Here is a 26779-nt window from a genome sequence, read left to right as displayed (position 1 = left end):
TTGAGCGGGCCATTATGCTGGCGCCGCTTTCGAGCTACGCTTTCGAATCGACCTCCAAACTCACGTCATGAGATGTATGGCGGCTGGTCGACAGCCCGAGGGCGTCATGTTCATTTTCAGTCGGACTCGCGCCCGAGGGCTTCACTTTGAACCAGATCGCGTAGAGCGCTGGAAGGAAGAGCAGGATCAAGACGGTGCCGACAGCCGTCCCTCCGATCAGCGTATAGGCCATGGAGCCCCAGAACACCGAATGGGTCAGCGGAATGAAAGCGAGGACGGCGGCGAGCGCCGTCAAGATCACGGGGCGCGCGCGTTGGACAGTCGCCTCGATAACCGCGTGATAGGTGTCCAAGCCCTCGGCCTCATTGGTCTGAATCTGGCCGATCAGAATTAAGGTATTGCGCATCAGAATGCCGGAGAGGCCGATCAGTCCCAGGATTGCATTGAAGCCGAAGGGCTGCCCGAACAGCAGCAGGATCGGAACCGTGCCGAGCAATCCCAGAGGAGCTGTCAGAAACACCATTCCCATCGCCGGCAGGGACCGGACTTGAAGGACGATGACGAACAGCGTGAACAGAATCATGATCGGGAAGATCGGAGCCAACGCCGAATTGGCCTTGTTCGATTCCTCGGCGTTGCCGCCCATCTCGATCCGATATTGATCGGGAAGGCGCGCGATGATCGGAGCCAGCGCCGTCTGGATTTCCGCCGAGACTTGCGGCGGCTGAAGCGCCTCGTCGATGTCGCATTGAACCGTGATCGTCGGCGTCCGATCGCGCCGCCTCAAAATGGGCTCTTCCGGGCGAATCTCGACGTGGCCGATCTGGCTGAGCGGGATCGAATTCCCGCTCTTGCCGGTCAGGGTGAGGTCCCCGAGCTTGACCGGATCGAGACGCTCCGGCCCCGCGCTGCGCCCCGCCACATCGACGATTCGAATATCCTCGCGCACCTGAGTGGCGGTGACGCCGGTGAGCAGAAACTGCAGCTGCTCCGCCACGTCGATGGAGGTGAGGCCGATCAGCTGGAGGCGATCCTGATCCAGAACAAAATGAACTGTCGGAGCACGCTCGCCCCAGTCCTGATTGACTTGGCGCGTATTCGGATTGGCTCGCATCACCGCCAGCACCTCATCGGCGATGGCGCGCACCTCGGTCGTGTCCGGCCCCATGACGCGAAACGAGACTGGAAAATGCGTGTAGGGGCCGAACACTAGTTGCGCCACGCGAATGCGGGCCTCGGGCGCCAGCCCTTCGGCGACGCGTTCTCGAAAGCGAATTTTGAGGCGGTCGCGGGCCTCCGCATCCGGCGTCAAGACGATCAGCTTCGCGAAGGACGGGTCGGGGAGCTCGGGACTATAGGAGAAAAAGAAACGCGGCGCCCCCTGACCGATATAGGTCGTGACGATTTTCGTTTCGGGCTGCTGCTTCAGCCAATTCTCCAGCTTCGCGGCCGCGGCGCTGGTCGTCTCGATGCTCGAGCCTTCCGGCATCTGGACTTCGGCCAGAACTTCCGGTCGATCCGAGGTCGGGAAGAATTGTTGCTTGACGACGCCCATTCCCGCGCCCGCGAGGACGAATAATCCGATCACGATCCCCGCGACCTTGAATTTCTGATCCACCGCCGATGTTATGAGGCGTCGAAGCTTCTGATAATTCGGCGTCGCATAGATCGCATGATGTCCGCCTTCGATCGGCTCGATGTCGGGAAGCAGCTTCACCCCCAAATAGGGAGTAAAGACCACCGCGACGATCCAAGACGTGATCAGCGCGAAACCGACGATCCAGAAAATATTGCCGGCATATTCGCCCGCCGTCGAACGCGCGAATCCGACAGGCGTGAAGCCGATGATGGTCACGAGCGTGCCAGACAGCATCGGCGCGGCGGTATTGCTCCAGGCATAAGCCGCCGCTTTGATGCGGTCGAAGCCTTCTTCCAGCTTCACCACCATGATCTCGATGGCGATGATCGCGTCGTCGACGAGGAGTCCGAGCGAGATGATCAAGGCTCCGAGCGTGACGCGATCGAACACACGGTCTGTGACCAGCATGATGACGAGAACCGCCGCGAGAGTGAGCGGAACTGCGGCCGCGACCACGATGCCGACACGCCAGCCGAGACTGACCAGGCTCACGACGAGCACCACGCCCAGGGCGACGAAGAATTTGAGCATGAACTCGTCGACCGACTCCGCGATATTGACGGCCTGATCGCTGACCTTGGTGAATGAGAGCCCGGCCGGCAGTTCTTGCGCGATCTTGGCTTCCTCCGCATCCAGCGCTTTCCCGAGCTCGAGGCCGTTCACTCCTTCCTTCATGACGAGGCTGAGCGCCATGGCCGGCTCGCCATTGTGACGGATCAGATAGGTCGCCGGATCTTCGTAGCCGCGTGTGACATCCGCGATGTCGGACAGCTTCAGCACACGGCCGCCGCTGACCAGAGGCGTGTCGGCGATTTTTTGCAGGCTGTCGAAAGCTCCGTCGATGCGGATGAAGACCTGCGGCCCGTTGGCGTCGATCGATCCAGCGGGGGTAACGGCGTTCTGACGCCTGAGGGCATCAACGATTTCGCGTGGGGCGATCCCGAGCGTCGAGAGCCGCTCATAGGAGAAGTTGACGAAAATTCGCTCGGGGCGTTCGCCGAGAATATCGACCTTTTTGACGCCGGCCACATGCAGCAAGCGCTGGCGCAACGCTTCGGCTTCTCGCGTGAGCTCGCGCGGCTGCATGCCACGGGCTTTCACGGCATACACCGCGAAACTCACATCGGAATATTCGTCGTTCACGAATGGACCGAGCGCGCCGGCAGGCAGCTTATGCGCCTCGTCTCCCAGCTTCTTTCGCGCTTGATAGAACTCCTCCTGAACGACCGACGGCGGAGTCTTGTCCTGCAGCGTCAGGGTCAGGAAGGCCAAGCCCGGACGCGTGAAGGTCTCGACGCGATCATACCAACGCAGTTCCTGCAGCCGCTTCTCGAGGGGCTCCGCGACGAGATTCTGCATCTCCTCGGCGGTCGCCCCAGGCCAGGCGGCGGTCACGATCAGCGACTTGATCGTGAAGGCCGGATCTTCCGCTCGGCCGAGCCGGCTGAAGGCGAAGACGCCCGCCAGGGTGACGGCGATCAGAAGAAAGAGCGTGATCGCTCGTTCGCGGACCGCCAGGGCGGAGAGATTGAAGCCGCTCATTTCGCCGCCTTCTCGTTCCTAGCCTGTCCAGCCTCGACGTGCGCGCCATCGATACGAACGCGCTCGCCTTCGTGCAGAAGATGAGCGCCGAGCGCCACGACCCGCTCGCCGGCGACGACTCCCTTCTCGAGAATTGCTCTTTCCGCGCCGAGGCGGGCGATCCGGACCGGACGGAACGAAACCGTGTCGCCATTCACGATCCAAACGCCGGGCCCGTCGCCCTTGTCGAAGATCGCTCCGAGCGGCGCCGAGGTCGCCGAAGCCGCATCGTCCTTGGCGAGGTAGACTGTGACCGTCGCGCCGAGCGGCGCTTGCTGCGCCGCTCCTTCCAGCACGTAGCGCGCTTCGAAGGTCCGGGTCTGCGGATCAGCGGCGTCCGAGAGCTGTCTGAGATGCGCGACCGCGCCGGCCTGGCTCCCGTATACAGTGGCCCGCGCCGTCGATCCGATCGACGGCCGAAGAGTTTCGGGCAGATTGACGGCCGCTTCGCGCGGCCCCGAATGCGCGAGCTTCACGACGATTTGGCCTGCGGAAACGACTTGGCCCGGTTCGGCGAGCGTCTCGACCACGACGCCGTCGGCGTCCGCGAGAAGAGCGGAATATTCGAGCTCGTCCTTCGCGACCTTCAACTGCGCTTCGGCCGCGTCCAATTGCGCCCGCGTCGCGTCCGCCGTGGCTTTTGCCTGATCATACGCCGATTTGGACACGGCGCCCGAACCGACCAACTTGCGATAGCGCGCTTCGTCGGCCGCCGCCTGAGCGTAGCGGGCCTTCGCAGCGGTGACATCGCCGGCTCGAACGGTGATCGCATGCTGATAATCGATAGAGTCGATACGCATGACAGGCTGGCGAGCTCGCACTTTCTGGCCCGTGTCGATCAGACGCTCGATGACCTTGCCTCCGACTCGGAAGCCGAGATTGCTCTGCACGCGCGCGGCGACAACGCCTGTGAAGGCCCGCTCTGGCGCGCCGGCCCGCTCTACGGTCGCGACTCGGACGAGCTGCTGCTTGGTTCTCGGGTCTTGTTCAGACTTGCCGCAGGCTGCGAGGCTCAACGCGGCGGCGAAAACAGCGGCCGCAGCAACAGTCGATTTTTCCAATCCGGGCATGTTCGGGGTCCCAAGCCAAGCTCGAAACCCAAATTAGAAACAAGTGACGATATTGTCAATTCGTCACTCGTCACAAACCGCGAGCTAAGGGGCAAGGCTCCGCAACACCAGATTCGCCATAGCGGCCGCGCGCTCCTCGATGTCATCGAAGTGCCGCTCCAGAAGGCGCGGATTCCAGCATAGCTCCATCGTCTGGAGGATGGCGCGACATGTTTCCTCGATGGGCGTCTTGCGCTCGAACTCGCCCTTCTCGCGTCCTTCCGCGACGAGCTCGCGGATGAGCCCCAGCATTGCGTCCTCGTAGTCCGAGATCGGCCGCCACGCTTCCGAGCACGCCGTGATCACGATTTCGTGGAGCTTTCGCTCATTGAAGAAAAGCGCCGCGCTTTCGCGCGTGAGGCACTGGTACATAGCGCGAAGCCTTTCTGCGGCGGACTTCTTCTGACCGACGATTTTCTTCAAAGCGGCGATGATCCCGCCCAGAGACTCGGCGCAAGCGGCTTCGCCGATCGCCTGCTTCGAGTCGAAAAATTTGTAGATATATGCGGTCGACAAGCCGATCGCTCTGGCGAGGTCCGCCACCGTCGTCTTGTTGTAGCCGTAACGGCGGAAATGCTCGCTCGCCGCGCTCACGATCTGGTCGCGCCGCTCATGTTCCGCCGGCCCGCGGCGCCCCGGAGGTGAATCGGAAGAACGGTTCTTGTGGCTCTTTTCAGTCATGGAGCCACCATATGCCAAAATCGTGCGCTCAAATCCAACGCGGCTCGCGCCGGGATGAGCAAGCGGGCGATCAGCGTCCATTCTGGCCTCCTGCATGGCGGGTCCCGTCGACCTTCGACCGAGCGGCGCGATCACGCATCGAGCGAGGCCGCACGAAGGTCGACAGGACGCCCGTTCACGAACTTCCCAAATCTTACGCGCTGAGTTACGAGTTGACAATATCGTCACTCATAACCTATTTCTCGGCCGCTGAGCTGGAGCGAAGCGGGCGTTGGTCACGCGCGCGGCAGCGCAGTGTCGCTCCTCGCCCGAAAGAAGAGGCCCAGCCGATGAAATTCGCCTCCACTCCGAAGTCTCGGCTCGCGCGAGATCACAAGGCGCTCGCTCTGGCGGCGACACTATTCGGGGCGAGCGTGTCGGGGTGCGCGGTCGGTCCCGATTATGTGGCCCCGGCGATATCGCTCGCGGATTTTCACAGCGTCGGCCCCCTTCAGGCGCGCCGAGACGATTCCCCGCCACTGGATCGATGGTGGACAGGATTTGACGATCCGACGCTGACACGCATCATTCGGCGCGCCCTGGACCAAAATCTCGATCTGGCTGCGTCGCTCGCACGCGTCGAGCAGGCCCGCGCCGCCGCGCGGGAAGCCGGCGCCAAGCTTTTGCCGACCACGGATGCGACCGCGCAGGCGGTGAAAATCCGCCAGTCGCTCGAAAGTCCGGTCGGCGCAATCGGAAGAAACCTGCCCGGCTATGATCCAAACCAGGCTTTGTTCGACCTCGGAATCAGCTCGAGCTGGGAAATCGACGTTTTCGGCGGCTTGCGTCGCGGCGCCGAGGCGGCGAGCGCCGAGGCCGAAGCCGCAGAGGCGGCTCGTCTCGGGACGCGCATTTCGGTGGCTGCCGACGCCGCCGACGCCTATTTTCAGATACGTGGAGATCAAGCGCGAATCGCTGCGACGGAAGGGCAGATCGCAACCGACGCGCATCTGCTCGACCTCGTTCGCCGACGTTCCGCCCTCGGCCTCGCATCGGCGCGGGAAACGGCGCAAGCCGAAGCGCTTCTCTATCAGGCGCGCAGCGCTCTTCCGCCATTGCGCGTCGATCTGGAGGCGCAACTCAATCGCCTCGACGTCCTCATGGGCGCGCAACCCGGAACCTATGCGGCGGAGCTGAGAGCGCCTGCGAATATACCAGCGGTTTCTCGCATTTTCGGAGGCGACAAGCCGATCGACGTCTTACGCCGTCGGCCGGACGTCATCGCCGCCGAACGGCGACTCGCATCGTCCAATGCGCGCATCGGCGAAGCGATCTCCGGCTACTATCCGAAAATTTCGATTTCCGGCCTGCTCGGCTTCGAAAGCATGAATGTCTCGCATCTCTTCCGATCCGCCACATTCCAGCCCCAAGCGGTCGCGGGCTTGCGTTGGCGGTTGTTCGATTTCGGCAAGATCGACTCCGAGGTGGCGCAGGCCGAAGGCGCGCGCGCCGAGGCGCTCGCCAGATATCGGCAATCGATCTTGCGCGCGGCCGAAGACGTCGAGAACGCGTTCACCGCCTTCATGCAGGCCAAGGCGCAAACGAAAGAGCTGGAGGCGGAGATTTCGGCTGTGAAGCGAGCTCTTGCTCTCGCGCAAAGCGCCTACCGCGCCGGCGGAATACCGCTCACCGACGCGCTCGACGCCAATCGGCAATTGTTGGTCGCCAGGAGCGCGCTCGCTCGCAGTCGCGCCGACACGGCGAGGGCCGCTGTCCGCGTGTTCAGGGCATTGGGCGGAACGCCCGACTCCGCGTCGTGAACGATCGACGGCGGAGTCGACGATAGGCGGGCTCCGCGGACCTGCGCGCATCCGCGGTCGACGGCGACAATGGAAGAGTGATTGTCGGCCAGAGCCTTGGTCTGCTCGGCGCCTCATGCCGGCGAGCGCGACCATGAATGGACACATCACTGGCGAACCGATGCGATCGGCCGTCCCGCCAGTGTAGTCGCGTAGCGCTCAGTTTCGGAGAATTGTCGGCGCGGTCATGGTCTTCGGCGTTCAGTCGACTGAATTGCTTCGAGATGCTCCAAAGCCCTCTATCGAAGCATCGTTTCGACGACCATGTCCGCCAGTCGCCCGAAAGGCGCGCGGAGCAGACTGCTGGCGTTCCACTTGCCTTGTTCGAAAATGCCCTTGGCGTGGCTGAGGGCGCGGAAGCCTTCAATTCCATGATAGGCGCCCATGCCGCTCGCGCCGACCCCGCCGAAGGGCAGATCGTCCTGCATATAATGCATGAGCGCGCCATTGATTGTGACGTTGCCGGACGTCGTGCGGCTCAGAACTTTGCGCTGGTCCTCGCCGCCGCTTCCGAAATAATAGAGCGCCAGCGGCCGCGGCCGCGCATTGACGAAGGCGACGGCCTGGTCGATGTCGCGATAGGGCAGCACCGGCAGGACGGGTCCAAAGATTTCCTCCTGCATGATTCGCATGTCGTCCCGTGCGTCGAGAACGATGGTCGGCGCCAAGCTGCGGGAGCGACGGTCCGCCTCTTCCGTCTTCTGTCCGACCTCTCGAATGCGGGCTCCCTTGGCGCGGGCATCGTCGATCAATCCAGTCAGACGGGCGTAATGGCGGTCATTGACGATGGACGTGTAGTCGCCGCTCGCCGGTCCGTCCGGATAAAGAACCGCAACGGCCTCGTCGTAGGCGGCGACGAAAGCATCGACTTCGTCCTCATGCACCAGCGCATAGTCCGGCGCGATGCATGTTTGCCCCCCATTGGCGAGCTTGCCATGGGCGATCCCCGCCGCCGCATGATCGAGCGAATGTCCCTTCGCGACGATCACGGGCGACTTGCCACCGAGCTCCAGCGTAACCGGCACGAGATTGTCGCTGGCTGCCTTCATTACCGCGCGTCCGATCGGCGAGCTGCCAGTGAAGATCAGATGATCGAATGGCAGCGCGGAGAAGGCGGCGCCGACGGATGCATCCCCGGTCACCACCGTGGCCACATCCTGCGGGAAAATTTCGGCCAGCAGTCTCACGAGCAGATCACTCGTTCCGGGCGTGAACTCCGATGGTTTGATCATCGCTCGGTTGCCTGCGGCAATCGCCGTCGCGAGCGGCATCAGGGCGAGCGATAAAGGATAATTCCACGGCGCGATGACGCCAACCACGCCGAGCGGTTGATATTCGACACGGGCGTCGCCGAAGCGCATGGGCAGCGCGACCTGTCGGCGCACGGGCCGCATGAAGCGGCGCAAGTTCCGGTGGAGATAATCGATTCCCATGATGAGCGGCATGATCTCCATGATCGCCGTCTCATGTCGGGAGCGATGGCCGAAATCGGCGTTGAGGGCCTCTTCGATCTTGCGCCGGCGTCCGATGACGGCGCTCCTGAGCTTCTTCAGATCGGCGCGCCGCTGATGGAGCGTAGGTGGGCCGTCCCTTAGAAAGGCGGCACGCTGAAGCTCGAGAGTTTGGCGGAGTCGATCGTCGGCGTCGATCGCGAGAATGGCTTCCATGACTCGTCTCCATGTTTACGCTGTCAACTTCAGAATGGTTGACATAGGAGCTGAAGTAGGCACTGTCAACATATGTTTTCGATGTCAACTTCGAGGGAAAGATGCCGGATGCAACAAAACGCCCCTACCACCATGGCGACTTGAGGCGGACGATCATCGAAACCGCTCTGGAGATGTTGCACGAGGGGGGCTGGCATTTCACCCTGAGGGAAGTGGCGCGCCGCGCGGGCGTCAGTCACGCCGCTCCCTACAAGCATTTTCCTGACAAGGCTTCGCTATTGGCTGAAATGGCCTTGCTCGGCTTCGACCGATTACGCGAAGCGCTGGCGGCCGCTGAGCTGCAGCCGGCAACCTCCTTGCGAGAAGAATTCTTCGCGATGGCCAAGGCCTATGTTCGTTTCGGCGTCTCCACCCCGGCGCTCTACCGGCTGATGTTCAGCACCGAGGGCGGCCGAGCAGTTGATTTGCATTTGCATGAGAGAGCGCTCGCCGCCTTCGGCGTGGTGATCGCGTTGCTGGAACGGGGCCAGTCGATGGGAGTTTTGCGCAAGCGTGACGTTCGCGGCCAAGCAACAGCTTGCTGGGCGCAGATGCACGGCGTCACATTATTGACAATCGACGGGCTGCTTCTGCCGGAGAAGGTAGGGCCAGCCCCCCTCGACAACGCCCTCCTCGCGCTGCTGGAGGGGCTGGAGGTGTCGAAGGGATGACGGCGTCACTCATGAGAAGGACGCTTGCTCGCGCATCGGGCCGCGCGTGGGAAGCTCCAACTCCACGCCGCCGATAGCGGCGAAGCGGGCGTGAATAGCTTGGCCGAGATTCTTCGGCGCGACGACGCCGCTGATCGCGCGACGCAGGATTTCCCGCGCTTCTTCTTCCATGGAGCGGCCATGTTCGGCCGCGCGCATGCGTAAGCGGCGCTTCAAATCCTCGTCCAGATTGCGGATTGTGATGCTTGCCACGACAGCCTCCAGTATGGCGTCGTCAGCAACATGGGCAATGATTGCACTGCAATCAAGTTTGGCGTTGCCGGTTGGATCGCGCGACGTGAATTTCGCTGGTCGCTTCACGCGGGCCTTTTCCGGCCTCGCCAGCAAGGGGAACGAAGCAGAAGCTCCGTCCGCCCAACGAACCTTGATAGGGAGCGTTGCGGCTGTGGCGGAACAGTCGAAATTGCACGGAGGTGTTCGGCACCGCCAGCGTCAAGGACGTCTCGTCGGCGGCGATGATATCGACTTCGAGCGCCTCTCCAGGGCGGTCTATGTCAGTGAGAGTTATTCGTCTTTCCACGACAGATTCTCCCAAAACGAACTTTTGAAATTGATCAACGTCAATCGCGCTGCTGGTCGGGAAATGTCGGCTCCGATGTGAAGGTGATGGCGCAGGCGCAATGCGCCGCCGTAGCCGGCGCACCGAGACCGCGATCGACTAATTATCCGTCCGCCGCATTCTCACGTTCTCCAACGCCTCTCGTATCATTTCGTCGACCGCGAAGCGGACATTGCTCTCGAGCGCGTCGAGCCCGTCTCTGCCGATCAGATAGAGAGCGTCGTCGACGTGCGATTCGAGGAAGTAGCGGGAGATGATCGGCAGGTCGCAACCTGCGCCTCTCGATCTCGCTCTGATGCTCGCCATCGCAGCGTCACGCAGCGCGCGAGCGAACTGCTCGCGCGTGCTCAACAAAATCGGCGCCAAAGAGACGGCGTGACCCAGATGCTTCTCACGCATATTCGGACTCTCGGTCGTTACGGACTCGCCCCCTCTGCCGCGCCGGCGCTTCCCTTCCTCGAGCCGGAGGCTGCCATTTGTAGAGTATACTCCGTAGATAAATACTCTTCAAGCTGGCTGGTTCTCGTCATGGAAATGCGAGAGACGCTGGCGCGCAATCTGAGGAAATATCGACGGGCGCAACGCCTGTCGCAGGAGGAGCTCGGCCATCGAGCCGAGCTGGACCGCACCTATATCAGCTCGATCGAACGATGCGTCTATTCGGCGACGGTCGATGTCGTCGGCCGCCTCGCCGACGCTCTCGGAATCCCGGCGCTCGAGCTTTTGAGGCCTGCGAGCGAAAGCGCGGAGGTGAAATCGTCATCCGCGACATCGACTGAAAGCGCGAGCACGAAGGCGCAGGCCAAGAAAGGCGCAAAGCCCTCTCGGAAAAGTGAGGGGCAGGCGCAAAGGCGGGCAACTCGAAAGAAGCCGGGCCCGTAGCCAGCCGAGCGACCACGGACCCGAGCACGAGGATCACATCGGCGAGACCGCCGCTTCCGGCGACGCCAGCCGCGCGACATCTGCGAGCGCCGAGCGCAGTTCCGGCCAGGGAAATTCCGCATCTGTCGGGCTCGGCTCGCCGAGCTGAATGAGGATGGCGAGCTTGGCCGCGACGCCCGGCAGGTTGGCGGCTTTCGTCTTCGGGACCGACGCCACAAAATCGCGCTCCTTGCCGAGAGCGGCTCGGAGTTCGGCGTCGACGGCGTCGAAGCCGAGCGCGGCCGCCGCGTCGTCCCATCGCTTTTGCTGCGCGTCGAACGCCGCGAGCAGCGCTCCGGACGTATCGCCGAAGGCGAGCGTGAGGCCGGTCACCGTGATGATGATGACGGAGATGATCTTGGCGACCGGGCCCTGGATAGATTCGAGAATTTGGTTGAGCGGAGTTTCCCACGGCATGGAAGAGCCGGAGGCGTGAGCCGAAGATGAAGACATCACCGCGCAGCCGACGATGGCGGCGAGGATGGTAATGCGTCGGCCAAATCGGCTATTTGGAGTAAAGGGCATCATGATTGGTCTCCTGCGACATGTGCAGCGATCGAAAGGACTCGGTAATCGCCGGTGGATGGATCGAGGCCGTCGACGGTCGCGAGTTCGGCGAGGCGCCGCTCGCCGCCGCGGCCCTGCAGAACGGCGATGACATCGATGGTCTCGGCGATCAGCGCGCGCGGCACGGCGATCACGGCTTCCTGAATGAGCTGCTCGAGACGGCGTAGCGCCCCGAGCGCCGTGCCGGCGTGAATGGTGGCGATTCCGCCAGGATGTCCTGTGCCCCAGGCCTTCAACAGGTCGAGGGCTTCCGCGCCGCGAACCTCGCCGATCGGAATGCGGTCGGGCCGAAGTCGAAGCGACGAGCGCACGAGATCGGAAAGGGAGACGACGCCGTCCTTGGTGCGAAGAGCCACCAGATTCGGCGCGTGGCATTGCAGCTCGCGCGTATCCTCGATCAGCACGACGCGATCGGCCGTATGCGCGATCTCGGCGAGCAACGCATTGGCGAGCGTCGTCTTGCCGGTCGATGTGCCGCCGACGACGAGTATGTTCTTCTGATCTGAGACGGCCTTGCGCAGAGCGTCGGCGTGACCGACTGTCATCACGCCCGCGCGCGCGTAGTCGTCGAGCGTGAACACGGCGACGGCAGGCTTTCGGATTGCGAAGGCGGGCGCCGCGACGACGGGCGGGAGAAGTCCTTCGAATCTCTCCCCCGTCTCGGGCAGTTCCGCCGAGACGCGCGGCGATCCGGGATGCACCTCGGCGCCGACATGATGGGCAACGAGCCGAACGATGCGCTCGCCGTCGGCCGCCGACATTCTTTGACCGCTATCCTCGAGACCGCTCGACAATCTGTCGATCCAGAGCATTCCATCTGGATTGAGCATCACCTCGACGACGGAGGGGTCTTCGAGAAAGCTCGCTACGGCCGGTCCGAGCGCGGTGCGCAGCATGCGCGCGCCGCGCGCGTGGGCCTGCGAATGGAGAAGAGAAGCCGCCAATCCGCCCCCGCTTCAGACGATTGCGCGAAGGCGAACGGCCGCAGGGATGATTAGAAAAGGCAAGAAAACAGTGGAATCAACTAGGGTTCGGCTCTCGTAGCAGCCCGTCGTAGTGCAGCGAAAAAATACTTGTTCGCCGGGCAGGAATGTGCGCGCGTCGAGGCCTATCTCAGCAGGATCGTCACGAGATAACGACACGGCTTTAGAGTAGCGTTTCGATAGGTCACATCCCTCGGCTCGCGGAATTGAAGGCGGTCGCCGGTGGACAGGAAATGCTCTTCGTCGCCTTCCCTCAGATTCAATTCACCCGACAGCATCCAGACGACATGCTGACGGTCGATGTAAGTGCTCGCTGGGAACGCCACGCTTTTGCCGGCAGTCAACATGATTTCGACCATCTCGAAAGGCACCCGAGGATCGGCAAAAATTTGCCGTCGCACGTAATTTGTTTCTGGATCCCGCCAAATTGGCTGGGCGTCCGCCCGCATCAATCGGGTAGGGGACGACGCTCCCTCGAAACTCAGAAGTTCGGCGAGCGTCAGACCGAACGCCGTGGCGATCCTCGCGAGAGTATTTGCCGTCGGGCTGGCCTCGACGCGTTCGATCTTGCTCAGCATTGCCTTGGAGACGCCAGAGCGGGTTGCCAGCTCTGCCAGCGACCAGCGGCGCGTTTGGCGTTCGCTCCGGATACGCTCTGCGAGGGCTTGATCGATGCTATCTATTATAATAGACATATCGTCTCATATATCGGATCGCCTTCCCGATCAAGCCGAGGCTTTTCCAAATGCCGACGATTCGACCCGCACGTCCTGAGGACGCCGCCACCATCGCAGCCGTCTATGCTCCTTTTGTGAGCGAAACAGCGATCTCCTTCGAGATCACGCCTCCCGACGCGGAGGAAATGTCTCGACGGATGACGGCTTGTATGGCCGTCTACCCGTGGCTCGTCGCCGAGGACGGTGGGAGGATCGCAGGTTACGCCTATGCCGGTCGTTACAGCGGCCGAGCTGCGTATGACTGGGCTGTCGAGGTGACCGTTTATTTGCATCCGGATTACCATCGTAAGCACATCGGAAGACATCTCTATCAAACGCTCTTCGGAATTCTGAGGCGGCAAGGCGTCCACAGCCTGTTCGCGATGATAACGTTGCCGAACGACGCCAGCGTCGGACTCCATCGCGCATTGGGCATGAGAGAAATCGGCATCTATCGAGAGGTCGGCTTCAAATTCGGGGCGTGGCGTGACGTCCTGTCGATGGGCATGACTCTTTCGGATTGCGCTTTGCCGATAGGGCCTCTAACCCCTTTTCCCCAACTCGCTCTCGACAGGCGAGATTTCGAATAGTCGGACGATCTTCAATCACGCGTCGGGATTGCGAATTCGTCCATGCAGTCTAGGGCCTGTTGAGATTCACCGTGAGCTTATCACGGCGGCGGCGAGATAGATCATGGCGGAGAAGCTCTGATCTGTCTTGTCGGCTCGCATCGCGATGCGCGTGAACTCTGTATCCGTCGCCGGTCTCGTCGTCGAACAGATTGGCGAAGATCGGGGCGATGAAGCTCGGATCGTCGAGCTTTAGGCTCAGGACTCATTGATTGAGATAGAAGGCGACAGCGGCGGCGATGCATATGGCGGAGAAGAAGGCGTGCGCGCATCGATCGTAACGGGTGGCGATGCGCCGCCAGTCTTTGAGCTTGGCGAAGAGGTTCTCGATCTTATGACGTTGCCGGTAGAGCGCCTTGTCGTAATCGAGAGGCTTCTTACGGCTCTTTGTCGGCGGAATGCAGGGCTCGGTCCCGCGTTCCGCGAGCGCTCGCCGAAACCAGTCGCTGTCGTAGCCGCGATCTGCGATCAGGGCCGAGGACGGCGGCAGCGCGTCGAGCATCGGCCTCGCGCCTTTGTGATCGCTCATCTGCCCTTCGGTCAGCATCATGACAAGCGGCTTGCCGGCGCCGTCGCAAACGACGTGGAGCTTGGAGTTCAGCCCGCCTTTCGTGCGGCCGATACAGCGGGAAAGAGCCCCTTTTTTAGGAGGCTCGCCGCCGTCCGATGCGCTTTCAGATGAGTGGAGTCGATCATGATCCGCTCCGGCTTCGGCCCTTCTCCCGCGAGCGCGGCGAAGATACGATCGAAGACGCCGAGCCGGCTCCAACGGATGAAGCGATTGTAGAGCGTCTTGGGCGGCCCATACTCCTTCGGGGCGTCCTTCCATTGCAGGCCATTCTTGATGACGTAGACGATCCCGCTGACCACGCGGCGGTCGTCCACCCGCGGCACGCCGTGCGCCAAGGGAAAGTGAGGGGAAATTCGCGCCATCTCCGCTTCGCTCAGCAAAAACAAATCACCCATCAAAGCCTCCATTTCGGAGACCTTGAATCACGCCTCACTCCAAATTAATAGGTCCTGAGCCTAGTTCATCCTCTTGGTGCGGAAGGTCGGCTTATGGCGCGACCTAGCCGTTCCGGAAGGCGAAGGAATGGCGTATCGCGCATTTCAATCCAGTCCGCGACCGCCCGCCCCCGCCCATTTCACCGAATCGCCTCCCTCCTATAGATTGCCGCGCTCCATCCACCCGCCGGCTCCCTTCATGCGCGTTCGCCGTCTCGATCCCATTCTCGTCGATCGCATCGCCGCCGGCGAGGTGATCGAGCGGCCGGCTTCCGCCGTGAAGGAACTCGTCGAAAATGCGCTCGACGCCGGCGCCTTGCGCATCGATGTGGCGATAGAGGCGGGCGGGCGGCGGCTCATCCGCGTCATCGACGATGGGTGCGGCATGAGCGCCGAGGATTTGGAGCTCGCCGTCGAGCGCCACGCCACCTCGAAAATCCCGGATGGCGATCTCACCGCCATAGCGACGCTCGGCTTTCGCGGCGAGGCGCTGCCCTCCATCGCCGCCGTCGCCGATCTGACGATCGACGCGCGCGTCCTGGGCGCGGAGGTCGGCGCGCAGATCAGGGTCGAGGCCGGAGAGAAACGCGGGCTGAAGGCCAGCAATTGGCCGAGAGGAGCGCGGGTCGAGGCGCGCGATCTCTTCGCCGCCACGCCGGCGCGGCTCAAATTCTTGAAATCCGAGCGCGCCGAGACGGCCGCCGTCGCCGATGTCGTCAAGCGGCTCGCCATGGCCAATCCTGCCGTGCGCTTCTCCTTTGCGGCCGATATCGGCGCGGGCTTCGACTATCCCGCCTGCGGCGCCGGGGAGGAGGGGCGGGCGCGGCGCGTCGCCCAGGCGCTGGGGGCGGATTTTGCGGCCAATTCCATCGCGCTGCGGGCCGAGCGGGAGGGGTTTTCGCTCGAGGGGCTCGCCGGCCTGCCGACCTTCCATCGCGCCAATGCGCTGATGCAATATGTCTATGTGAACGGCCGCCCGGTGCGCGACAGGCTGTTCTCGGGGGCCATTCGGGCCGCCTATCTCGATTTTCTCTCCCACGACCGCCACCCGGCGCTGGCGCTGTTTCTCGAATGCGATCCGCGCGTCGTGGATGTGAATGTGCATCCGGCCAAGGCCGAGGTGCGCTTTTCCGATCCCGGCCGTGCGCGGGGGCTGGTGGTGGGGGCGCTCAAAGAGGCGCTGGCCGCCGCGCTCCATCGCAGCGCCGACACGCCGACCCGCGCCGCGCTGGATGTGCTGGCCGCGCGCGCGCGGGCGGCGACGGGGAGCGGGGGCGCTTTTTCGTCTTTCGGCGCGCCGCCGCGGAGCTGGCCGCTCGATTGGAATCTGCGGAGCTCGCCGAGCGCCCCGGCCGGTTTTGCGGAGGCGCCGCAGGCGCGTTTCGACGTCGGGCCGCCCTCTGCCGATAGCCGGCCCGCCGTCGCGCCGCTCCCGGCCGCGGCCGTCGAGACGCCGCTCGGCGCCGCGCGGGCGCAGCTCCATGAGACCTATATCGTCGCGCAGACGCGGGACGGCCTCGTCATCGTCGATCAGCACGCCGCCCATGAGCGCCTCGTCTATGAGAAGCTCAAGGCGCAGCGGGAGGCGGAGGGCGTCGCCCGCCAGCTGCTGCTGGTTCCGCGGGTCGTGGAGCTCGACGCCACGCGGCTCGACGCGCTGCTGTCGGCGGAGGCGGAGCTTGCCGCGCTCGGCCTCTCGTTCGAGCCTTTCGGCCCGGGCGCCGCGCTCGTCCGCGAGACGCCCGCGGCGCTCGGCGACATAGACGTCGGCCGGCTCATCGAGGATGTCGCCGATCTCCTCGCCGAGGAGGGCGACTCCCGCGGGCTGACGCGCCGGCTCGACGCGCTGCTGGCGCGCGTCGCCTGTCATCATTCGGTGCGCGCCGGCCGCCGGCTGACCGCCGAGGAGATGAACGCGCTGCTGCGCGAGATGGAGCGCACGCCGGGCGCCGGCCAGTGCAATCACGGCCGCCCCACCTATGTGGAGCTGAAGCTCGGCGACATAGAAAAATTATTCGGCCGAAGCTGAGCGCTCCGAGCGAAAGCGCCCCTGCGGGAAAACGCTTAAGCCTCGGCGCGGCGGAGCGCTTTGATTTCAGGCCGGCGACGTGGCATTGTCGCAGCGCGACATTCGGCCCCCCGAGGGAAATTCAGAACGCCCGAGCGCCAGAGCGAAGGAACGCCGCGCCTTGATCGAACAAGCGATGTTTTTCGCGCTCGGGTTCCTCGCGGCCGGGCTCTTCACTCTGATGTTCCTGCCCGCCTTTTGGCGGCGCGCCATGCGTCTGTCGTTGCGCCGGCTCAATATGCTGACGCCGCTCTCGATCGAGAAAATGGTCGCGGAGCGCGATCTGCTGCGTGGCGAATTCGCCGTGCGCTATCGCCGGCTCGAGCAGCAGATGGCGGTGGTCCGCTCGACCAAGGCGCAGGATATGGTCGAGATCGGCCGCAACGCCGCCCGCGTCGCCCAGCTCGACGGCGAGCTCACCGCGGCGCTCGCTCGCGGCGACGAATTCGAGCGCAAATTCACCGAGACGAGCGGCTTTCTCGACGAGCGGACGGCGTTGCTGCAATCGACGGAAACGGCGCTGCACGACATGACCGACCGAGTGGAGACGCTGATCTACAATCTGCGCAATATCGAAATGGACAAGGAGCAGCTCGCGCGCATCAGCGACGAGAGCCGCGCGCAGGTCGCGACGCACGAGTCGAGCATCGCCAGCTTTCATGTGCAGAACGCCGAGCTGCGCCAGCGGCTCGACGCATTGCAGACGGAGTTCGCCTCCGTCTCGGCGGTGGCGGAGCGCCTTTCCGCCGTCGACGGCGTGCTGGCGCGCACGACGCGCGAGCTCGATGCGGCGGTGCTGGAGAAGGCCGATCTGAAGAAGGATCTGGACGAGACGCGCGTGAGGCTGGCGGCGCTGGAGCGCAGCTCGGCGGCCGAGATCGAGCATCTCGAATCGGCTCTGCGCGTCGCCCGCGCGGAGGAGCGCGACCACGCCGATCGGCTGGAGGCCGCGCGCTCCGACAATGCGCTGCTGCAGGGCGCGATGGACGCGCTGCGCAAGGAGCACGCGCATATGCGCGAGACGCTCTCGGCCGGCGCGGCGGGCGCCGCTGCGGCGCCCGCCGAGGCGACGACAGGCGACCGCGAGGTTCTGGTTCTGCGGCAGGCGATCGTCGATCTCGGCGCCCGCATGGCGGAGATCGCCGCCGCGACCACCGCCGATCCCGGCGAGGCCGCCCAATCGAAGCGCGCCTGAGCGGAGCTCGTTCGGCTCCGCTCGGCGTCATCCTCAGTGCTGCTGCTGAGGCGGAAGCTTGCCTTCGGGCGTCGCCTTGTCGACGACCTTGGGCAGATATTCCGCCAGAGCGGCCGAGACCTTGTCCATCGGAATCCCGAATTTGCTGCCGAGCTCCTTTACCCGCTCGGAGCCCAGCGTCTGCTGCACCTGCTCGGCGGAGATGGGCAGATTGGGGCCGGTGCCGACCCAGGACTTGACCTTCTCGCCATAGCCGCTCTTCTCGAAGTCCTGGATCACATTCTGCAAGCCGCCGCGCTTCTCGATATAGCCGTTGATGAGCGTGGCGAGCTCGACGCCGATCGCGCCGCCGATGATTCCATCCAACAGACCCATGTGATTCTCCTTCGCGTGGCCTGGACCTTGACCGTTACGGCCGGACCGGCCGCGACGACGCCGGTCACATAGGGCGCGCCATGGCCGAGTCGATGCGGCGCGGCGACGGTCTCGCCCGGCGATGAATTGACGTGGACGCGCACGCTCGTCTACGTATCCCCTGGTCCTAGCATCAGGGAAATTTGGGAATGGCCATGCTGGAAAACAAGCTGAAAATCTTGTTTCGCCTCGACCAAGAGGACTGGCACGGCCATGCGACCGAAACGCTCTGGGCCGAGCATGTCGAAGGAAGCAATTGGACGAGATTTACAATTCTGAATTCCCCGTTCCTCGTGACCGGCTTGTCGTTCTTGGATGTCGTATGCGCCGCCCCGAGGGTCGAGGATCACATTTTTGATTTTACGAGCGTCGCCGAAAGATGCGGTCACTCGACCTATATGCTGCTCGTCGATGACGAAGACGCATTGGCCTGCCGCGACTGGAGGCTGCTGAAGACGATGGGCTGCTTCTATGAGAGCATGCATATAGATCTGACCATCGGGCGAAAATTGCTCCTGAGCGTCGACATTCCCGATCTCGTCGATATCGCCGAGGCGCATGCGATCATCGCGGACGGCGAAGCAAAAGGCCGCTGGCTCTATCAGGTCGGCGACACGACATTCACAGCGGGAATGCTGCCGATATTTTGATTGCCGGAGCCCCAGCATCGAATGGAAGAGCGCAGCCAAATTCTGATCAGTCTGAAATTGGACTCGGACTCCTGGCACGGGACCGACAGCGAAGGAGTTTGGACGAAATTCGTGACGGCGATCGGCGACAAAGCGATTGTCGAAGTCGGCAATATTCCGTTTTTCTCCAAGAGCGTGAGCCTCGGGGACCATTTGCTCGTCGCTCTCGTCGACAATTGCCTCGTGATAGAGAGTGTCGTCGAGAGAGGCGGCCACTCGACATACAGAATATTTATCGAGCAAAGGAATGACGAAGCAACCGCTTTGCTCGGTCTGCTGAAGGACCGCGGGTGCGACTGGGAGAAGACATTCTTCAGAGGCGGAGAGCTATACGCCGTGGACGTTTTTCCGGAGACAGATATTCACGACGTTTACCAGCTGCTCGAAATAGGCCAGAGAGAGGGAGCCTGGCTGTTCGAAGAGGGCTATGTCGGACATGCTTTCGAGGGGCCTGCGCTCCGTCGTGATTAGGCCTGCCAGCGGAAGCTCCGGGCTTGATGAAGCTGGCTTCCGTCGCGATGACACACGCCCTGGCGATGCGCGCAGGGCAAATGGGTGAAGGTTTCCTCATGCTGTGCGCCGCTTTCTGGAGCTCGCCCTCGCGCTTCGAGACGGCTCCTGCAGAGCGTCCTCAGCATGAGGGCGAGGGTGATTGCCCTTCACCCGATTGCTCTGGCGATGCGCGCCGCCTTTCTTTATTTCCGGGATGGGCCGGCGTATATGACGCGACGGAGACCGCGCGGGCGCGCGGGACGAGAGGCGGGACTTTCCAAGGGCTGGGACGATGGCAGGGCATAGTCAGTTCAAGAACATCATGCACAAGAAGGGCAAGCAGGATGCGATTCGCTCCAAGCTCTTCTCCAAGCTCGCCCGCGAAATCACCGTCGCCGCCAAAATGGGCCTGCCCGACCCCAATATGAATGCGCGCCTGCGCGCCGCCATGCTCGCGGCCCGCGCCGAGAACATGCCCAAGGACAATATCGAGCGGGCCATCAAAAAGGCCTCGGGCGCGGACGCCGAGAATTACGACGAGGTGCGCTACGAGGGCTATGCGCCGGGCGGCGTCGCCGTCATCATCGAGGCGCTGACCGACAATCGCAACCGCACCGCCGGCGAAATCCGCTCCTATTTCACGAAGGCGGGCGGCGCGCTGGCCGAGACCGGCGCCGTCTCCTTCATGTTCGACCGCGTCGGCCTTATCGAATTCCCCCGCAAGGCGGCCTCCGAGGACGCCATGATGGAGGCAGCGATCGAAGCCGGGGCGGAGGATGTCTCCACCACGGAGGAGACGCATGAGATCGTCACCTCCGTCGAGGGGTTGCGCGACGTCGCCAAGGCGCTCGAGGCCAAGTTCGGCGAGCCGAAGAAGGCGGCGCTGGTCTGGCGGCCGCAAAACACCGTCGCCGTCGACGACGAGGCCGGCGAGAAAATTCTCAAGCTGATCGGCGCGCTCGAGGACAATGACGACGTCCAGAACGTCTATGCCAATTTCGAAGTGTCCGACGCTCTGGTCGCGAAACTCTCGGGCTGAGCGGCGAGGGAGGGACGACGGCCCCGCTCGAAAGGATGCGAGCCTGAAGGCTCGCGGTCCAATGCATCCTGGACCGCGAGCCTTCAGGCTCGCTGCACGTGGAAGCGGCGTCAGTCCGCCTCTTCCAAATGCTCGATCGGCAATCCATTCACCTGGGCGATGAGCACGGGCGAGGCCTTGAAGGTGAGAACCTTGCGGGAGCAGATCGGCGCTTCGACGCCGGTCTTTGGATTGCGGCCGACGCGTTCGCGCTTGGCGCGGACGTTGAAGCTGCCGAAGGAGCGCAGCTTGACCGACTCCCCCCGCACCAGGGCTTCGCTGATCTCCTCGAAGGTGGCGTCGAGGATTTGGCGGGCTTCTGCTCGCGACAGCGTCGGACAACAGCTGTACACGGCTTCGCGCAGGGCCGCCCGCGTCAAAGTGCGCCCTGGCTCGATCTTCTTCGTCATGCTACCGGTGCGGGCGCAAGCCTGCCCGCTTCGCGGCTCTGATTTCGCGAGGCCATTATTTTTGCTCCCCCCTCTGCCGGCGCCTTTTTGCGGCGCGCCGATCCTGTTTGCGGATTGTCGGCAGTCTAAACAATAATGTAGCCACACTTTGCCGAATCGCGCAAGTGCGCCTCGGATTTCTCCTGACAGCTCCGCTGGTTAGAACGAAACAGAGGCTCGGCTGGCCGGCTCATGCAGGCAGCGTCACCCTATGGCTCGCGACCGGAATCATGGCGCGGACCTTGCGGATGCGGTCGCGATCGATTCGCGTCGAGACGAGGCCGACGCCCTCCGATGCGCGGCCGACGACATGGCCCCAGGGGTCGGCGATCAGAGAATTGCCGTAGCTTGCGCGCGTCTCATGCCCGGCCTTGTGCGCGCCGGTCTGATTCGGGGCGCAGACATAGGCCTGGATCTCGATCGCGCGGGCGCGGGCGAGCACCTCCCAATGGTCCTTGCCGGTGACGAGGGTGAAGGCCGAGGGCAGCGCGACAATGTCCGCGCCCTTGTCTGCGAGGGCCTGGAACAAATACGGAAAACGCAGATCGTAACAAATGGCGCAGCCGACGGTGAGGCCGTCGCAGTCATAGGTGACGACGGCGTCTCCCGGCTTGAAGGCCGCGCTTTCACGATATTGCGCGCCATCGGGCGCGGTAATGTCGAACATATGGATCTTGCGGTAGCGCGCGATCTCTCTGCCGCTGCGGTCGAAGGCGACGGTGGTGTTGTGGAGCCGTTCCTCGCCGGGAACCTTCTCGAGAATGGAGCCGGCGTGGATATAGACGCCATATTCCCGCGCCAGGGCGCTGCAGAGCGAATAGGCGGGGCCGCCCGGCAGCTCCTCGGCGGCGGCGGCCTTGTCGGCGCGATTGCCTCCGATGAAGTCGAAGACCTCCGGCAGACAGATCCAGTCGGGGCGCTCCTCGCGGACGGCCTGGTCGATCAGGGCGCGGGCTGCGGCGAGATTGGCGGCTTTGTCGCTGACCGAATTCATCTGGACCAGTGTGACTTTCATCGCTTGCGTCTCTCGAGCTTCGAGCAGGCGGGGGCGGCCGCCGTCGGAGGGATATTCTAGCCCGGCGCGGCGGCGGCGAAACGGGTAATTTTTCGATCCGGCTCCTGCATTTCCGCATTGCATTGGCGCGGCGTTGCTTCTAGTTTCCGGCCCGCCGACGTGCCGCCATAGCTCAGTTGGTTAGAGCACCAGATTGTGGATCTGGGGGTCCCCCGTTCAAGTCGGGGTGGCGGTACCACTCAACTTACTGAAAAATTGGAGTGTTTGGAGGCCTTAGCCGGGGCGGCCCGGGCCGCCGCCGGAGCCGGTCGTCGTGAAGGGAAGCCGTCGCGCGATCGAAGCGGTCATCGCCAATCTCGTCGACAATGCTCTGCGCGCGGAGCCCGTGGGAGGAGTCGTGAGCGTGGTCGTCGGCGCCGATGCGTCGATCGCAGTCGTCGACCATGGGGCGGGCGTCGAAGAATCGGACCGCGAGCTGATTTTCGAACCATTCTGGCGCAAAAACGACCTCACGCCGGGCACGGGACTCGGCTTGGCGATCGTACAGGAGCTCGTTGGTCTCCACGGCGGCGCGATCTCGGTGTCGACGACGCGCGGCGGCGGCGCGAAATTCGAAGTGACCTTTCCAATGACCGATCGCCGCTGACTCTAATTCGGCGCAAGCCGGTCCGTGATCGTTGCGCTGAGGTTCGGATCTGGTGGCCGGCCGGATGATCGGCTCTCGATTATCGTGTCGGCCGGCCGCCGCCGTGGCTCGGCCCGCCGCCGCCGAAACCGCCTGGCCCTCCGGGCATGCCGGGACCGATGGGGCCGCCCGGGGCGACGGGAGTTCCGTAGCCGCGCGGTCCATCCGGAACGCCGAAGCCCGACGGAAGGTCGACGCCGATCGACGGGGATGTCTCCTGTCCGGCAGGGCGGCCAGACGGGCTCGGCAGCTCAGAGCGCTCGCGCCGCTCCTTGGCGGCTCCCCGGTTGCCGAGAGTCTCGCTGGCGTGGAGCGAGCGGATGGACCAAGCGCCAACGGATGTCGCATCTATGCCGACGACAGCCCGAACGACGCCCTGAAAGGCCAGATCGCCGCCGCCGAGCTCCAAGCCGCTCGCGGTTTTCACTGTCGCGCCGCGACGTTCGAGATAGGTCTCCACGAGGAAATTATCCGGCCCGCGCGGCAGCCAGGCGTCCGCAGAGGTCGACGTCACATCCAACGCGCCCGCCGTCGCGGCGCCGCGCACCATGATTCGTTGACCGAGCATGGCTTCCGCGACCCCCGATAGCGGCTGTGCGCCGATCGCCAATCGTCGATCCGACGATCGGGTGACGACGCCGACGAGCTGAGCCGCGCCCGGCGCGGCGATTTCGACGAGGCTGGCGACGATCGTTTGATCGGGTAGGCGCAGGCCGCTCACCGCGACATGCTGGCCCACCGAAAAAGCGCTGGTCTTTTCGATCTTCGCGCCACGCCCGAACTCGACCGTCTGCCCGAGAACGCGCAGGCCATGGCCCGAGATTTTTTCGATCGGCCCGACCACTTCGCGGAGCACGCCGATCTTCTTTGTCGTGAGCTTCGTCCCGTCGCGCTCTGCGACGAGCGACACCACATGGCCGATTCGCAGATCGCCGACGCTCGCTTGGCGACCGTCGATGCGGACATCGGCGTCTGCGGGATAGGAGACGCGAAGGCCGTTGACGATGATGCTGCCGAAAGCGCGTATCGTTCCGACGACGCCGGTTCCGCCTATGCCATTGTCGCGATCGGGAAAGGCGGAGATGTAGCCCGTTCCGCCTATGCCATTGTCTCGCGGCTTGTCTCCGGCGGCTCGCGCGCGCGTCGAAACCGAGGACAGGAGCCACCCCAGAAGCGTCGTGAACTGGCGTCGGGTCGGATTTCGAAGCGGGCTCACGAGCGGACGCCTTTTTGTCCGTTGGTCGGCTCCTGCGGCGGTCGCTCGTCCTCTCGATAAACATAGATGCCGAAAGTCCAGCGCCAGTTTCCACCTTCCCCACTTTGCTGGAGCGTCTGAGCTTCACGATTGGCGGCGATCAGCCCCTCCATCGCCAGCTCGCGGGACAGCGTCTCGAGTCGCCGCGCGCTGTCTTCCGACAGCCCCTCGTAGTGAACCGCGCGTTCCATGAAGGGCGCCGGCTCGCTGACGATATTGGCGACGGCCGCGGCAATGTGATCGTGGAGATTGCGACCGAAATAATAGAGCTGGCGCTCATCGCTCTTATTGGGAGCGATCGCCGCTTCGCCGAGCGCGACTCTGCCGTCCTTGTCGATCGACACGATCTTGCGGTCGAGCCATTCGTCGAGAACTGCGCGTGGACGCACGTCTCGCGTCACCTCTTCGACGAGGGCTTCGAAAGTCGGCCCGCGCCCGTCCGATCCGGCTCGCCGCAGAGGCGCCGGAGCGCCTTTCCTGTCGGTGAATCGTCGGTCGCCAAGCCATAGCGCGACGATTTGCGACGTGCGCGATACGCTCGCGGGAACGGTCCGCACTGGGGCGCCGGCCTCCCGCAGGCGTCGGACCTCCTTGCGGTGAATGCCGGTGAGCAGGCTGATGCGGCTGTCGGTCTGCTCTTTGTCGGGCAGCGCGAAGTCATGAACCGCGACATTTACGTAGAGCTCGCGCAGCAGATCGCAGAGCGCCGGAAAGGTCGCTCCATAGCGAATGAACAGGCGCACCAGCGGACGCAGCACCCGAGCGATCGGCTGCTGGAGACGCGCGGCGTCGGAAAGCCCATTTTCGTCGCTGTCGGCCATGGCCGAAGGTAACCCGCCGGTGCGTGGGATACAATCCCACGTACTCTTGACAGCCCCGATTTTTGTTCGCAAATTGCGTGGGATATTTTCCCACGCAATGTCGTGGGGCGGTGTCACACCTGGAACGCTCCTTCTCGAGCACCGGACGGCCCGGCGCATGGCCGTTTGTCGCGTTCCAAACGCGCGACAGAGCGACATCCGTCGAAGCCTTCAGGACTCTTCGAGCCATGAACATGCATGCAACGCCAGACTTTCCGATCGACGGCCGCTCATCCGCTCGCTCCACCGGCGTTCAGTCGCCGCAGGATGATGCGACCAAAATCGCTCTCTATCTGGCTGCGCAGATCCAAAAGGAGCATCTCGAGCTCTATCGACAGCGTGTCGCTGGAGCCGTCGATCCGATCACGGCGCATGTCTATCGGAAGATAAAAGAGCTACTTTGGACGACCACGCGATTGCTCGGACTTGCGCATTTGCACGACGGCACGCAGAAGCGCACCCCGAGGCCTCGCCATCCGCCGCTTCCTCTGTGCGACCGAGATCCGACACATGTAATTCTCGCCGCCACTTCGCCTCGTCTGTTCATCGATGTGACGCCCACATTTCGTTTCGGAGGAAACCAGGGAATCCAACGCGTCGTGCGAGAGGTCGCCAAGAGAACGCTTCGCGGTGAGGGATCGATTCCCGTGGTGATCGAAAACGGAACGCTCGTTCCCTATTTCGGGGCTTCGCGCAGGAGGCGGTCTATCGAATTTCGAAAAGGCGACAAATTCCTGATCTTGGACGCGAGCTGGCTGGTGACCGACGAATATGTTCCGATCATCGAAGAGCTGACCGAGGCCGGCGGACAGCTCGTGACGCTCGTCTATGATCTCATCCCTCTGACGCAGCCGCTCAGCGTCGCTGCTCCGATGACAGAACAATTCCGAGCGTGGTTCGACGCCATCGTTCTGAAGAGCGATCGAATCCTGTGCATCTCTCGAAGCGTCGCCGACGATCTCGTGTCCTATGTCTTGCACGAGGGGGTTCGGACAAAGCCTGATCTACGAGTCGGCTGGTGGCGACTCGGCGCGGATTTCGACGATCAGGCCGAAACATCGATCTCGGCGGATGTGCTGGAGCTAACGGCGACAAAGACACCGATTTTCTTGAGCGTCGGCACGCTCGAGCCGCGAAAGGGATATCCGATCGCGCTCGAAGCCTTCGATCTCCTATGGCGCGCGAACATCATCGACGCGCGCTATGTCATCGTCGGCCGCGCGGGTTGGCAGAGCGAGGCTTTGCAGCGTGACATCCTAAACCATCCGGAATACGGCCGTCGTCTCTTCTGGTTGAACGACTCGAGCGATGCAGATCTCAGACATTGCTACGAGCACGCGCGCGCCTTGATTTTTCCATCGATGATCGAAGGATTCGGTCTCCCCCTGGTGGAAGCGGGGCGCCGCGGCATTCCGGTCATCGCCTCGGACATTCCGGTGTTTCATGAAATAGGGGGCGCCGATGTCCGCTATTTCGATCTTCTCGATCCGATCGATCTGGCCGACGAGATCTTGCGCCTGTCACGCGAGGCGCCGACGAGAAGCCGATCGTCTTACGTCACTTGGGACGCCGCCGCCGAGGCGCTTCTGGAACTCGTTTCGACCGACGCCTATCAAGCGCCAATCGGCCGCGCGGCGTCTGCGCGCGGATTCTCCGCCCATGCCTGATCTGCATTGCGCATTCGAAGTCGCGCCGCGAGAGGAGACTCTATGAATCTCTCAGTGATCATGACGATCCAACCGCTCATCGAAAAAGCCACAGATTTTCTCTGGATCTTGGGCAATGGTCTCGTCGTCGTCGATCTCGCGGGGTTCCTCGTGGTTCTCGGCTTTCTGATCTTCGAGCTCTTTTGACGCGGTCGTCCGATGGGCGCGGCGGCGACCGACGCGTCAGCGCGCGAGGCGCCATGCGGAT

At 63.3% G+C, this 26779-nt stretch carries 27 protein-coding genes, 1 tRNA gene and 2 pseudogenes; 14 read left to right on the top strand and 16 right to left on the bottom strand.

All coding sequences use genetic code 11. The features are described 5' to 3' along the window. Positions 1 to 34: 34 nt before the first annotated feature. From IY145_RS03460 to IY145_RS03450, 3 genes are all read right to left on the bottom strand, one after another. A complete protein-coding gene (locus IY145_RS03460) occupies positions 35 to 3181 on the bottom strand; it encodes an efflux RND transporter permease subunit (protein ID WP_196406927.1) in 3147 nt (1048 codons plus the stop codon). Further along, positions 3178 to 4290, bottom strand: coding sequence for an efflux RND transporter periplasmic adaptor subunit (locus IY145_RS03455; protein WP_196406926.1), 1113 nt, complete (start codon positions 4288 to 4290; stop codon positions 3178 to 3180). Before IY145_RS03455 ends, IY145_RS03460 begins: the two co-directional genes overlap by 4 nt. A gap of 84 nt (positions 4291 to 4374) precedes the next feature. Beyond that, positions 4375 to 5010: a TetR/AcrR family transcriptional regulator gene (locus IY145_RS03450; protein WP_166145278.1), complete on the bottom strand. Its 636-nt coding sequence runs from the start codon at positions 5008 to 5010 to the stop codon at positions 4375 to 4377. A gap of 329 nt (positions 5011 to 5339) precedes the next feature. Here IY145_RS03450 and IY145_RS03445 point away from each other — a divergent pair, with 329 nt between their 5' ends. Next, positions 5340 to 6809, top strand: coding sequence for an efflux transporter outer membrane subunit (locus tag IY145_RS03445; RefSeq protein ID WP_196406925.1), 1470 nt, complete (start codon positions 5340 to 5342; stop codon positions 6807 to 6809). A gap of 278 nt (positions 6810 to 7087) precedes the next feature. Here IY145_RS03445 and IY145_RS03440 read toward each other — a convergent pair whose 3' ends face one another. Next, complete coding sequence (locus IY145_RS03440; protein WP_196406924.1) at positions 7088 to 8515, bottom strand: coniferyl aldehyde dehydrogenase; 1428 nt, start codon at positions 8513 to 8515, stop codon at positions 7088 to 7090. Between the two features lie 101 nt (positions 8516 to 8616). On the opposite strand from IY145_RS03440, the gene IY145_RS03435 reads away from it, so the two are divergent. Further along, on the top strand, positions 8617 to 9225 hold the full coding sequence (locus tag IY145_RS03435) for a TetR/AcrR family transcriptional regulator (RefSeq protein WP_196406923.1): 609 nt from the start codon (positions 8617 to 8619) through the stop codon (positions 9223 to 9225). A gap of 9 nt (positions 9226 to 9234) precedes the next feature. Here the strand turns inward: IY145_RS03435 and IY145_RS03430 are convergent, their stop codons facing one another. Continuing rightward, complete coding sequence (locus tag IY145_RS03430) at positions 9235 to 9477, bottom strand: FitA-like ribbon-helix-helix domain-containing protein (RefSeq protein WP_196410390.1); 243 nt, start codon at positions 9475 to 9477, stop codon at positions 9235 to 9237. A gap of 193 nt (positions 9478 to 9670) precedes the next feature. On the opposite strand from IY145_RS03430, the gene IY145_RS03425 reads away from it, so the two are divergent. Continuing rightward, positions 9671 to 9886: a hypothetical protein gene (locus tag IY145_RS03425; RefSeq protein WP_196406922.1), complete on the top strand. Its 216-nt coding sequence runs from the start codon at positions 9671 to 9673 to the stop codon at positions 9884 to 9886. Between the two features lie 57 nt (positions 9887 to 9943). Here the strand turns inward: IY145_RS03425 and IY145_RS03420 are convergent, their stop codons facing one another. Beyond that, positions 9944 to 10243 carry a hypothetical protein gene (locus IY145_RS03420; RefSeq protein WP_196406921.1) on the bottom strand — a complete coding sequence of 100 codons (300 nt, stop codon included), beginning with the start codon at positions 10241 to 10243 and terminating at the stop codon, positions 9944 to 9946. Positions 10244 to 10372: 129 nt separating this feature from the next. On the opposite strand from IY145_RS03420, the gene IY145_RS03415 reads away from it, so the two are divergent. Then, positions 10373 to 10726: a helix-turn-helix domain-containing protein gene (locus IY145_RS03415; RefSeq protein ID WP_196406920.1), complete on the top strand. Its 354-nt coding sequence runs from the start codon at positions 10373 to 10375 to the stop codon at positions 10724 to 10726. A gap of 333 nt (positions 10727 to 11059) precedes the next feature. On the opposite strand, the pseudogene IY145_RS03405 reads toward IY145_RS03415, so the two are convergent. The 3 genes and pseudogenes from IY145_RS03405 to IY145_RS03395 all read right to left on the bottom strand — a co-directional run. Continuing rightward, positions 11060 to 11293, bottom strand: a pseudogene (locus IY145_RS03405) (TrbC/VirB2 family protein); the annotation flags it as partial. Continuing rightward, positions 11290 to 12276, bottom strand: coding sequence for a P-type conjugative transfer ATPase TrbB (trbB, locus tag IY145_RS03400; protein WP_196406919.1), 987 nt, complete (start codon positions 12274 to 12276; stop codon positions 11290 to 11292). The pseudogene IY145_RS03405 and the gene trbB, both read right to left, overlap by 4 nt. Before the next feature lie 164 nt (positions 12277 to 12440). After that, positions 12441 to 13010, bottom strand: coding sequence for an XRE family transcriptional regulator (locus IY145_RS03395; RefSeq protein WP_196406918.1), 570 nt, complete (start codon positions 13008 to 13010; stop codon positions 12441 to 12443). 50 nt (positions 13011 to 13060) lie between these two features. Here IY145_RS03395 and IY145_RS03390 point away from each other — a divergent pair, with 50 nt between their 5' ends. After that, complete coding sequence (locus IY145_RS03390) at positions 13061 to 13621, top strand: GNAT family N-acetyltransferase (RefSeq protein ID WP_196406917.1); 561 nt, start codon at positions 13061 to 13063, stop codon at positions 13619 to 13621. A 130-nt stretch (positions 13622 to 13751) separates the two neighbouring features. Here IY145_RS03390 and IY145_RS25580 read toward each other — a convergent pair. Next, positions 13752 to 13862, bottom strand: a pseudogene (locus tag IY145_RS25580) (DUF736 family protein); the annotation flags it as partial. 3 nt (positions 13863 to 13865) lie between these two features. Beyond that, positions 13866 to 14626, bottom strand: a protein-coding gene (locus tag IY145_RS03380) for an IS5 family transposase (protein WP_196406395.1) whose coding sequence is annotated in 2 segments (ribosomal slippage) — positions 13866 to 14293 and positions 14293 to 14626 — 762 coding nt in all. Because the reading frame shifts where the segments join, the coding sequence is not laid out codon by codon here. 238 nt (positions 14627 to 14864) lie between these two features. On the opposite strand from IY145_RS03380, the gene mutL reads away from it, so the two are divergent. Together mutL and IY145_RS03370 are read left to right on the top strand one after the other, a co-directional pair. Continuing rightward, complete coding sequence (gene mutL / locus IY145_RS03375) at positions 14865 to 16694, top strand: DNA mismatch repair endonuclease MutL (RefSeq protein ID WP_196406916.1); 1830 nt, start codon at positions 14865 to 14867, stop codon at positions 16692 to 16694. A gap of 160 nt (positions 16695 to 16854) precedes the next feature. After that, positions 16855 to 17928 carry a hypothetical protein gene (locus tag IY145_RS03370; RefSeq protein WP_246721754.1) on the top strand — a complete coding sequence of 358 codons (1074 nt, stop codon included), beginning with the start codon at positions 16855 to 16857 and terminating at the stop codon, positions 17926 to 17928. A gap of 33 nt (positions 17929 to 17961) precedes the next feature. Here IY145_RS03370 and IY145_RS03365 read toward each other — a convergent pair whose 3' ends face one another. Continuing rightward, positions 17962 to 18426, bottom strand: coding sequence for a YidB family protein (locus tag IY145_RS03365; protein WP_409455318.1), 465 nt, complete (start codon positions 18424 to 18426; stop codon positions 17962 to 17964). Positions 18427 to 18491: 65 nt separating this feature from the next. On the opposite strand from IY145_RS03365, the gene IY145_RS03360 reads away from it, so the two are divergent. The 3 genes from IY145_RS03360 (at position 18492) to IY145_RS03350 (ending at position 20562) form a co-directional block, all read left to right on the top strand. Continuing rightward, positions 18492 to 18992, top strand: a complete 501-nt coding sequence (locus IY145_RS03360; RefSeq protein WP_196406914.1) for a DUF4265 domain-containing protein — start codon at positions 18492 to 18494, stop codon at positions 18990 to 18992. A gap of 111 nt (positions 18993 to 19103) precedes the next feature. Then, positions 19104 to 19502 carry a DUF4265 domain-containing protein gene (locus tag IY145_RS03355; RefSeq protein WP_196406913.1) on the top strand — a complete coding sequence of 133 codons (399 nt, stop codon included), beginning with the start codon at positions 19104 to 19106 and terminating at the stop codon, positions 19500 to 19502. Between the two features lie 313 nt (positions 19503 to 19815). Next, positions 19816 to 20562: a YebC/PmpR family DNA-binding transcriptional regulator gene (locus tag IY145_RS03350; protein WP_196406912.1), complete on the top strand. Its 747-nt coding sequence runs from the start codon at positions 19816 to 19818 to the stop codon at positions 20560 to 20562. 110 nt (positions 20563 to 20672) lie between these two features. Here the strand turns inward: IY145_RS03350 and IY145_RS03345 are convergent, their stop codons facing one another. Both IY145_RS03345 and IY145_RS03340 read right to left on the bottom strand, forming a co-directional pair. After that, positions 20673 to 21011: an integration host factor subunit alpha gene (locus tag IY145_RS03345; protein ID WP_196406911.1), complete on the bottom strand. Its 339-nt coding sequence runs from the start codon at positions 21009 to 21011 to the stop codon at positions 20673 to 20675. A gap of 229 nt (positions 21012 to 21240) precedes the next feature. Then, positions 21241 to 22065: a carbon-nitrogen hydrolase family protein gene (locus IY145_RS03340; protein WP_196406910.1), complete on the bottom strand. Its 825-nt coding sequence runs from the start codon at positions 22063 to 22065 to the stop codon at positions 21241 to 21243. A 161-nt stretch (positions 22066 to 22226) separates the two neighbouring features. On the opposite strand from IY145_RS03340, the gene IY145_RS03335 reads away from it, so the two are divergent. Both IY145_RS03335 and IY145_RS03330 read left to right on the top strand, forming a co-directional pair. Then, positions 22227 to 22303: transfer RNA gene (locus tag IY145_RS03335), tRNA-His, on the top strand. A 75-nt stretch (positions 22304 to 22378) separates the two neighbouring features. After that, positions 22379 to 22711: a sensor histidine kinase KdpD gene (locus tag IY145_RS03330; protein WP_196406909.1), complete on the top strand. Its 333-nt coding sequence runs from the start codon at positions 22379 to 22381 to the stop codon at positions 22709 to 22711. 79 nt (positions 22712 to 22790) lie between these two features. Here the strand turns inward: IY145_RS03330 and IY145_RS03325 are convergent, their stop codons facing one another. Both IY145_RS03325 and IY145_RS03320 read right to left on the bottom strand, forming a co-directional pair. After that, positions 22791 to 23966 carry a DUF5666 domain-containing protein gene (locus IY145_RS03325; protein ID WP_196406908.1) on the bottom strand — a complete coding sequence of 392 codons (1176 nt, stop codon included), beginning with the start codon at positions 23964 to 23966 and terminating at the stop codon, positions 22791 to 22793. Beyond that, positions 23963 to 24826: a DUF6502 family protein gene (locus IY145_RS03320; protein WP_196406907.1), complete on the bottom strand. Its 864-nt coding sequence runs from the start codon at positions 24824 to 24826 to the stop codon at positions 23963 to 23965. The genes IY145_RS03325 and IY145_RS03320 overlap by 4 nt, the downstream gene beginning before the upstream one ends. 227 nt (positions 24827 to 25053) lie before the next feature. Here IY145_RS03320 and IY145_RS03315 point away from each other — a divergent pair, with 227 nt between their 5' ends. Both IY145_RS03315 and IY145_RS03310 read left to right on the top strand, forming a co-directional pair. Next, positions 25054 to 26532, top strand: a complete 1479-nt coding sequence (locus tag IY145_RS03315) for a glycosyltransferase family 1 protein (protein WP_196406906.1) — start codon at positions 25054 to 25056, stop codon at positions 26530 to 26532. A gap of 42 nt (positions 26533 to 26574) precedes the next feature. Next, positions 26575 to 26718 (top strand): hypothetical protein, encoded by a 144-nt coding sequence (locus tag IY145_RS03310; RefSeq protein ID WP_196406905.1) that lies wholly within the window; start codon positions 26575 to 26577, stop codon positions 26716 to 26718. The last annotated feature ends 61 nt before the right edge of the window (positions 26719 to 26779 follow it).

The organism is Methylosinus sp. H3A (assembly GCF_015709455.1).
In the GTDB taxonomy this organism is placed as follows: Bacteria; Pseudomonadota; Alphaproteobacteria; order Rhizobiales; family Beijerinckiaceae; genus Methylosinus.
This window is presented reverse-complemented; position numbering and strand designations above follow the sequence as displayed.